The organism is Streptomyces silaceus (assembly GCF_001419745.1).
GTDB lineage: Bacteria > Actinomycetota > Actinomycetes > Streptomycetales > Streptomycetaceae > Streptomyces > Streptomyces silaceus.
This window is the reverse complement of the sequence record NZ_LIRJ01000345.1, coordinates 1-5,290: the sequence shown is the minus strand read 5'-3', so window position 1 is coordinate 5,290 and position 5,290 is coordinate 1. Positions and strand designations below refer to the sequence as shown.

General features: G+C 72.1%; 6 protein-coding genes and 1 pseudogene. 4 read left to right on the top strand and 3 right to left on the bottom strand.

Going from position 1 to position 5,290, the window contains the following annotated elements:
- Positions 1-1,442 (top strand): ATP-binding protein (locus tag AOK22_RS28530; RefSeq protein WP_055701597.1); only part of this gene is annotated, 1,442 nt, incomplete at its 5' end.
- On the opposite strand, the gene AOK22_RS28525 is transcribed toward AOK22_RS28530, so the two are convergent.
- The 3 genes from AOK22_RS28525 to AOK22_RS28515 all read right to left on the bottom strand — a co-directional run bounded on the left by AOK22_RS28525 (position 1,361) and on the right by AOK22_RS28515 (position 3,406).
- A complete protein-coding gene (locus AOK22_RS28525) occupies positions 1,361-1,783 on the bottom strand; it encodes a hypothetical protein (protein ID WP_425264074.1) in 423 nt (140 codons plus the stop codon). The two genes, AOK22_RS28530 and AOK22_RS28525, sit on opposite strands and share 82 nt — an antisense overlap.
- Positions 1,780-2,361 carry an RNA polymerase sigma factor gene (locus tag AOK22_RS28520; protein ID WP_193433203.1) on the bottom strand — a complete coding sequence of 194 codons (582 nt, stop codon included), beginning with the start codon at positions 2,359-2,361 and terminating at the stop codon, positions 1,780-1,782. The genes AOK22_RS28525 and AOK22_RS28520 overlap by 4 nt, the downstream gene beginning before the upstream one ends.
- Positions 2,362-2,572: 211 nt before the next feature.
- Entirely contained in the window at positions 2,573-3,406 is an 834-nt protein-coding gene (locus AOK22_RS28515; RefSeq protein WP_055701595.1) for a helix-turn-helix transcriptional regulator, read from the bottom strand.
- A gap of 116 nt (positions 3,407-3,522) precedes the next feature.
- Between AOK22_RS28515 and AOK22_RS28510 the strand changes: the two genes are divergently transcribed.
- The 3 genes and pseudogenes from AOK22_RS28510 to AOK22_RS28500 form a co-directional block, all read left to right on the top strand.
- The gene (locus tag AOK22_RS28510; protein WP_055701594.1) at positions 3,523-4,593 is read left to right on the top strand and encodes an aldo/keto reductase; all 1,071 of its coding nucleotides are present in this window, start codon (positions 3,523-3,525) and stop codon (positions 4,591-4,593) included.
- Positions 4,594-4,839: 246 nt separating this feature from the next.
- On the top strand, positions 4,840-5,022 hold the full coding sequence (locus tag AOK22_RS28505; RefSeq protein WP_055701598.1) for a hypothetical protein: 183 nt from the start codon (positions 4,840-4,842) through the stop codon (positions 5,020-5,022).
- Positions 5,019-5,290 (top strand): annotated as a pseudogene (locus AOK22_RS28500) (hypothetical protein); the annotation flags it as partial. The gene AOK22_RS28505 and the pseudogene AOK22_RS28500, both read left to right, overlap by 4 nt.

Here is a 5,290-nt window from a genome sequence, read left to right as displayed (position 1 = left end):
TCCCCCTCGCCCTCGAACTCGCCGCCGCGCAGCTGATGCACCACACGCTCGGCGAACTGCGCGCCCTGCTGCGTACGCAGCAGGAGGCGCTGACGGCGGCGACTCCCGTCTGGCCGCTCCGGCACCGCTCGCTGCGGGCCGCCATCGGGTGGAGCCATGAACTGTGCGAGCCCCTGGAGCGGTTGCTCTGGGCGCGCCTGTCGGTCTTCCGGGACACCTTCGACGAGGCCGCCGCGCGGAGCGTGTGCTCGGGAGGCCCGCTGTCCGCCGATGCCGTCGTGATCGCGCTGAAGGGGCTGACCGCCAAATCCGTGGTCGTCCGGCAGCCGGACGGCGGGCTGCGGCTGCTGGGCAGCGTGCGCGAATACGGCTGGATGTGGCTCGGCGAGCTCGGGCAGCGCGAGGCGGTCCAGAACCGGCACGCCGAGCACTTCCTGGCGCTGGCCCGCTCCGCCGACGCCGGCTGGCTCGGTCCCGACCAGGTCACCTGGTACCGCACCATCGGTGCCGTCCACGCCGACCTGTGCGCCGCGCTGGACCACCTCATCCGGGTCAGGCCCCATCTGGCGGTGGAACTGGCCGGCCTGGTCGGCTTCTTCTGGAGCTGCTGCGGCCATCTGCGCGAGGCGCGCGCCTACTTGACCCGCACCCTGCGGCTCTCCCGGACCCACACCCGCGAGCGGGAACGGGCGCAGTGGGCGCTGGGCGTGGCGACCCTGCTCCAGGGCGAGCACCGCCTGGCCGCCGACATCGGCCGGCGCTGCGCCAAGGACGCGGCGCGCTCGGACAACCGCGAAGGGCGGCTCGCGGCGGCCTACTTGCTGAGCATCACCCACCTGATGTGCGGGCGGGCACGGGAGGCGCACACCGTGCTCGACGAGGCGCTCCAAGAGACGCCCGCTCCGCCCTTCGACTCTCCCGCGGCCCTGCGCTGCCACCTCGCCGAGGTGTTCGCCCTCACCGGCCTCGGCCGCTTCGCGGAGGCGGCACGGAAGGCGGCCACGCTGCGGGTCGGCTGCATCGCCCGCGACGAGTGCTGGACGCGGGCGTACGCCGACTACCAGCTCGCGCTCATCGCGCTGGCCCAGGGCGACCCCGCGCAGGCGACCGAGCACGCCCGCGCGATGCTGGAGGGCAAACGCCGGCTGGGGGACAGCTTCGGCATGGCCCTCGGCATGGACCTGCTGGCCGCGGCGGCCGCCGCGCAGGGTCGGGGCGAGGTGGCCGCGCTGATCTCCGGCGCCGGTGAGTCGTGCTGGCGCTCGGTGGGCCACAGCCAGCGGGGCATGCCCGAACTCCGCGACGTACGCGAGACCTGTTGGACCACGGCGAGGACCACACTGGGCGACGAGGCCTTCGATCAGGCGTTCCGCCGGGGCACGGAGGCGGATCCGGGGTCGGTCGTCGCGCTCGTGGTCGAGGGACGGCTGGCCGGCGGGTGAGACGGGGCGTGCCCTGCCGCCGGGTGCGCCGGGGTGAGCGAGCAGACGCCGTCCACGCACGTACGCTCCAGACGGCCACGGGACATCGTCTGCCCCAGCCCCACCAGCCAGCAGGTGGGACAGCCGCGGAAGGCGATCAGGGCCAGCGGGGCGGCCAGCAGGGACACCGGCCCGACGACCGGCACCAGACCGATCGAGCCGATGACCAGCCCGAAGCCGAGGGCGCCGCGCACGAGGTGGCGCGGGACGGACGAGCCGGCGAAGTCGGCCCGGGGCGGCGCGCCGTCCGGCGCGTCGGTGCCCTTCGCGGGCTGTGCGGTCTTCACGGACATGGGTGTCATGAGTGCCCTCCGCCGGACGGGTCGGTGAGGTGATCGTTCGTGGTCAGTGACTGACGCAGTGCCGCGCGTGCGCGGTGGAGCCGGGACTTCATCGCGGCGCTGCTCAGCCCGAGTGAGTGGGCCACGGTCTTGCCGGGCAGTCCCTGGACGTCCCGCATGATCAGGACCTGCCGCTGGTCAGGGGGCAGGGCACAGAGCGCGGCCGAGATCCGCTCGACCTCCAGCCTGCGCAGCACCGCCTCCTCGGCGGACGGCTCCGCGCCCGCCTCCGGCTCGGCCGGTGCGTCGTCGCGCCGCGCGACGAGCAGCCGTACCGACCGGAGGCATTCGTTGCGCACGATCCGGAACATCCAGGAGGCGAGCGCGCCCGTGGCCCGCAAGGTGCCGATCTTCCGATAGAGGATGATCAGCGCCTCCTGGGCGGCGTCCTCCGCGTCCTGCGGTGAGGCGCACAGGGACAGGGCGAACTTGCGGACATGGGGCTGCGATCTCATGACGACGGTGGTGAGCGAGGTGACGTCACCGTCCTGAGCGGCCTTGATCAGCCGCTCGTCCGGCCAGGAGAAGCGTGGGTTCATGGGCTGCTCATCCTTGTAGGGCACTCCGTGTGCGGTCGCGGGTCAGCCACGGCTCTTGAACCGCCGCGTGAGATGCCACCCGCACGCACCGACGAGCAGAACCGCGACCACTACGAGGCCGGTGACCATCATGGGCTTCCTCCCGATCCCACCGGCCCGTTCGGCCGGTACGGGGATAAGAGGCGGCCAGCCCCGAAAAGGATTCACCCCTTCATCGCTCGGACAGCCGCTCCAGTGCCGAGCGGCTCGCGTCGTCCGCCGGGCGGTGGATCACCAGGCGGTGGTCCGGGTCCTGGAGCGGTACCAGCACCTCGAAGTCCACCGTGACCGTGCCGACCCCGGGGTGGCGCAGCACCTTGCGTCCGCGGCCGTTCACCTTGATGTCCCGTTCGGACCACAGGCGCGCGAACTCCTCGTCGCGCGCGGTGAATTCGGCGATGAGGTCCGTCAGTGCCCGGTCCTCCGGATGCGCGGCCCACGCGGCGCGCAGATGGGCGATGCCCTCCCGTACGACCTGTTCGCGGTCGACGTAGACCTCGCGCATCCCCGGATGCATCAGGCACAGCCACATCGCGTTGCGCTGCCGCGGCGGCAACGTGTCGAAGTCCAGGAGCAGCCGCGCCATCCCGTCGTTCCAGGCCAGGATGTCGTAGCGGTGGTTCAGCGCCATGGCCGGCAGCGGCGACAGGTCGGCGACCAGCCGGGTCAGCTCCGGTGTCACGGAGGTGGCGGGCTCGTCGGTGGTGCGGGGGCGCTGCCGGGTCAGACCGAAGAGGTAGGCGCGCTCCTCGGGCGCCAGGCGCAGTGCCCCGGCCAGCGCCTCCACCACGTCCGCCGAGGGCCGCAGGCCACGGCCCTGCTCCAGCCGTACGACGTAGTCGACGCTGATCCCCGCCAGCTCGGCGACCTCCTCGCGGCGCAGTCCCGGGGTCCGCCGGGCCTGCCGGCGCGGCGGCAGGCCGACATCGCGCGGGTCCAGGCGTTCGCGCCGGGTCCGCAGGAACGCGGCCAGCTCCTGTGTCGTGTCCACGGTGAGGGTCGTCATGTCCGGCCCAACCGCCGGGGTGGGACCCGTGTTCCCAGGAAGCCCTCTCCCTTATCCCCGGTGCGCGACGGTCGCAGAGTGGTGCGCGGCAACGGATCGCAAGCACAGGAGGCACGATGTCTCTCACCCTCGACACCTACCGGCTGCTCGGCCGCTCGGGCCTGCGGGTCTCACCGCTGGCGCTCGGCGCGGCGACCTTCGGCACCGAATGGGGCTGGGGCGCCGAGAAGGACGAGGCGCGCAAGCTCCTCGACCTCTACGTCGAGCGCGGCGGCAACTTCATCGACACCGCCAACACCTACACCGACGGCAGCTCCGAGCGCCTCCTCGGCGAGTTCACCCGCGACAACCGCGAAAGCCTGGTCCTCGCGACCAAGTACGCGACGCTGCGCAGGCCCGGCGACCCGAACTCCGGGGGCAGCCACCGCAAGAGCATGTTCGCGTCGGTGGAGGCCAGTCTCCGGCGGCTGGACACGGACTACATCGACCTCTTCTATCTGCACATGGGGGACTTCACGACCCCGGTCGAGGAGATCCTGCGCGGCATGGACGATCTCGTCCGGCAGGGCAAGGTGTTGTACGTCGCGATCTCCAACTCCCCGGCCTGGCAGGTGTCGCGCATGCAGGCCGTCGCCGATCTGCGCGGCTGGTCGCCGCTGGTCGCGCTGCAGATCGAGTACAACCTGATCGAGCGCACCGGCGAGCGCGATCTGATCCCCATGGCACGCGAGATGGGGCTGGGCGTGATCCCGTGGTCGCCGCTGGCGGGCGGGGTGCTCACCGGCAAGTACGGACGCGCCGATCTGGCCGCGGCGGCGAACGGCACGCCCGGCGACGGCACCCGCAGGAGCGTCACCCTCGCCGGCGGCACGCTCACCGAACGGAACCTGGCCGTCGTGGACGTCGTGACGGAGGTGGCCGCCGAGCTGGGCCGCACACCCGCCCAGGTCGCGCTCGCCTGGACCCTGCGGAACCCGGGCGTCACGGCACCGGTCATCGGCGCGCGCACCCCCGCGCAGCTGGAGGAGAATCTGGGCGCTCTGGAGGTCGACTTCACCGCCTCCCAACTGGCCCGCCTCGACGAGAGCAGCGCGATCGAACTCGGCTTCCCGCACGACGTGCTCGCCAGTGACCGGTCCCGCACCCTCGTCCACGGTGACATGAAGGTCGAGTCGCGACCCCGGTGATGCGCACCAACAGCCTTGCCTTATAGGTGAGTTGGAGCTTGCGGGATTCCGGTGGAAGGGCTGGGTGCCACCCCCGTGGGCCGGTGGCCGCGCGCCCCCGTCCCTCCTCGGCCGGTCGGCGCGTTCGCACTCGTGGTCGCGGAGCCGTCCGCCCAGCCGAACGGACAAGTGGGGCAAAACGCCCTAAACTGGGCCGTGATGCGCGTCACTGAAGAGGGTGGCGACGTCCAAGAGGAGGAGGCTCTCATGCTTGCTCAGCACACACCGCTTCTCGTCTCTCCGGCGGACACCACGGTGCTCGGCGCGACCATGGTGGAACCAGAGGCGGTCCTGAGCGACGCGCCTGTGTACGCACCGGAAGCGGCGGGATTCCTGCTGCTCCTGGCGCTCATCTCGCCGAAGGAGCCGAAGGAGCCGAAGGACAAGTGAGTCCTGATCGGTCGCAGGCCGCGTACGCCGCGTCGGCGGCTGACCTGGCTCTTCGTGCCCTCGATGCCCTTCGCGGCATCGGGGGCATCGCCATGATCGCCGCACACGCCGAGCGGGCGGACGACCCGAAGGCGGCCCTGGCGGCCATCCGTGTCGTCGGGGCCGACGCCTTCGCCCCGTATCTCCTGGGTGACGCGGAGTTCCACCCCCAGGACGCGGCGGCCGTCGCCCAGTCCTTCGCGGTGTTCCCGCCCCCGGTGGACACGCC